The sequence below is a fragment of the Pseudonocardia sp. Ae331_Ps2 genome (assembly GCF_001932405.1).
Taxonomy (GTDB): domain Bacteria; phylum Actinomycetota; class Actinomycetes; order Mycobacteriales; family Pseudonocardiaceae; genus Pseudonocardia.
The window spans coordinates 56,557-59,274 of record NZ_MCIM01000002.1 but is presented as its reverse complement, the minus strand read 5'-3'; the positions used below and the strand labels follow the sequence as shown (position 1 = coordinate 59,274).

The following is a 2,718-nucleotide window of genomic DNA, read 5'->3' as shown; positions in this document are numbered from 1 at the left end:
GTGACTGTTCGGGCGGTGTTCCACGGTCGCGGGTCATGCGCTGTGTCGGCGGGGGATTTCCGGATGGCATATGAAAGGTTCTTCGTCGTGGCGTGACTAGTGCATCGGTCGTTCCCTGGCGTGTTTCTTCTCTGGATATCGGATCGCCGTTGAGGGCGCTGAGGGCCACCGCTTGATCGGGGTTGGATCATGCCCGGGATTTCCGCGGGGCGGAGTTCCTCGTGCTCTTGACGACGCCGCAGTGCTGCCTTTTCTGTGACGGTGTCTTGAACTGGTGAGCGGGCTTCCGTCGTGGCGGTCAGGCGTCTTGGGGTCGGGGTGGGGGTGTCCCGGGTGGGCTTGTTATTGGCTCGGATTTGCTCGGATTCATGTAGATCATCTTTGGGGGTTTAATCGGGGGGTCTCGGCGGTCGGGGGTGGTCTCAGGAGCGTCGGGAGGCGGTGTCGGAGCGGCTCGCTGGGGCCCGCGAGCGGCTTTGAAGTGGCTGGAAGCGCCTGCGAAGCGGCGTTGATGGGGTCCTGGGGTGTTGTCGGTCGGGTGTGGGGGTGTGACCTGCGGGTTGGGGGTGGTGGGTGCCGCTGGGCCCGCCCGACACCTCAACCACCCAGCTTCGCTGACGGCCGGTCGAGGTGTCGGGCGGGCCCAGCGGCACCCAGTTAGGAGGCGTGGAGCGCTTTGGGAGGTACGGCACGAAGTCCGGTTCTGGTGAGGTGTTTTTCTGGTTTGGGTGGATTACCGTGTTAGGTGGATGTTTCACGGTTTCACGTTTCGAGTGCTGAGTGTGGTCGCATGATTGCGTCTTGTAGTGGTTCTTGACCGGTGGGGGGGGGCGTGTTCGGATGCGCTCGTGAGTGCAAAGAGGTTTGCGTGCCGCGGTATCAGTGCGGTGTTGGTCGTGGCTGTTGCTATGGGTTCGGTTACGGGGATTGCTGCGGCTGAGGTCCCGTCGGTGATGACTGCCTCGGCTTTCCGCATTGAGGGGGCGGAAGATTCGGCGTCGACGGTGTCTTCAGTCGGTGAAGATGTGACTGCCGCGGGGAACGTTCTCCACGTCATTGATTCAATTCCTGAGTATGTCCTACTTCAGGGAGATCGGGCTACTGCCGCGTGGCTGGAAGATAACTACAAGGTCCCGCCCGGGACGACGCCCTATACTTTTAATTTCGCACAGTGTTCGCACGGGATTCTGATTGCGATCGCCTCTAATGCAGTAGCTGCTGCGAAGATCATCAAGATTAAGCGGATCGTGGACAAGTTCGGCGGCGTCAGCAAGGTTATCAATAAACTACAGGCAAAGAAAAAGCAGGGAAAGAAATTTAAGACCGCATTGGTGGAGGTTTTCGATGAGGGCGGAATTGGCGTGGGGGCGCTTGCTGCGGAAATCCTTGGAGTTGACAAAGTTATCCAGAATTGCTGGTAGGCTAGCGCTCGTCCGCAGACATCAGGCCTAATTCAGGGCGGATAATAACCAATCGGTAGGAATCTGTGAATTTCTCCACGATCCATTCCGCGTTAGAGTACACCGTCGTCGTTGCAGCTTTCCTTGTGTTGCTTTGGGACGCAGTGAGAGTGTCGAGATTACTCCGTGGGGGTGCGGGCCTTGACGGCGTAGTAGATGCTTCGTGGTGGGCAGATAATAGCTTTTTTTCTGGTTTTGGAGCTGCAGCGCTGGGGTGGTTCCCGGGGATCTGGCTGTTTACTGATAAGGCAATCGATGGGGCGGAGATGGTGGTGTGCTGCGGTCCTCTAGCGATATGTGCTGCCGCGGCGTTTTTTCATCTACCCAGGAAAGTCGAAGCGCGCTTTATCCGGTTGATGTGCGTGGCAGCTACGGCGACGGCCGGGGTGATCTTGGGTGCCGGCCGGTAGCTATCGGCCGGCTCATCGTGGGCAAGTCGATCCGGACCGGAGCCCGCCCCTGGACGGGGTGAGGACCGGAAGCGGCGCGGCAGTTCCGGGTCCGCGCGCGGCGCGTGTGGTGGGTGTCGTGCCCGTGGGTCATCGGTGGATGCGTAGGTGCTGGGGGTTGTTGATCCGCGGTTGTTGATCTGGGTGGTTGACCGTGGATCGGTCGGCCGAGCCGTCGTCGCGGCGCTGTGCATCCGTCGTTGCGGTCGTCGCCGCTCAAGATCAAGACCGACAGGACCTATGCATCATCTGATGATCTTCGGCCGGGGTGCGGTCTGGGTGTCCGCCTGCGGCGGATCAAGTTAGGTGTTTTCTCGGAGAAAACGCCCGGCCCGTCCGGCTCGGCTCGGTGTGCTCGGCTGCTGGGAGTGGTCGGTGGTCGGTGGTGACGCCGTCGGCCCGTCGGGTCACTGCCAGCCCCCGGCTGGTGCTGGCAGGCGCGTTGGTCAAGGTGGCGGCAGTGGGTGACCCGCGGGCTGACCTGGGGGTTCGAGACCGGCGGGCCTGTGACCTGGAATGATTCGAGTGCCTGAGCAGCAGCAACAACCAAGTCAGTACTTCGCCCGAGCGGCAGCGAGGGCGGGCCGTTCGCGGCTAGCCGCGAACCATCAGACACAGGGCGAAGCTCAATGCCTTGAAGCCGCGCCCCGCACCCCTCGACCGGCACCGCCCATCGGACGGGCCCCGTCACTGGCAGGAGCCTCGCCTGTGCCCTCTTCCGGCCTGCTGCTTCCCCCCACCGCCAGGCAGGAAGCCCTGAGAGGCTCCCTGAGCGACGAAAACCTGGGCCCCGGCTACCTAGTCGGGGG

1 protein-coding gene is annotated in these 2,718 nt (G+C 62.0%); it reads left to right on the top strand.

Translation table 11 applies throughout. The annotated features are described in order from the left end of the window. The first annotated feature begins 896 nt into the window (after nucleotides 1-896). The gene (locus Ae331Ps2_RS31570) at nucleotides 897-1,421 is read left to right on the top strand and encodes a hypothetical protein (RefSeq protein ID WP_139318684.1); all 525 of its coding nucleotides are present in this window, start codon (nucleotides 897-899) and stop codon (nucleotides 1,419-1,421) included. The last annotated feature ends 1,297 nt before the right edge of the window (nucleotides 1,422-2,718 follow it).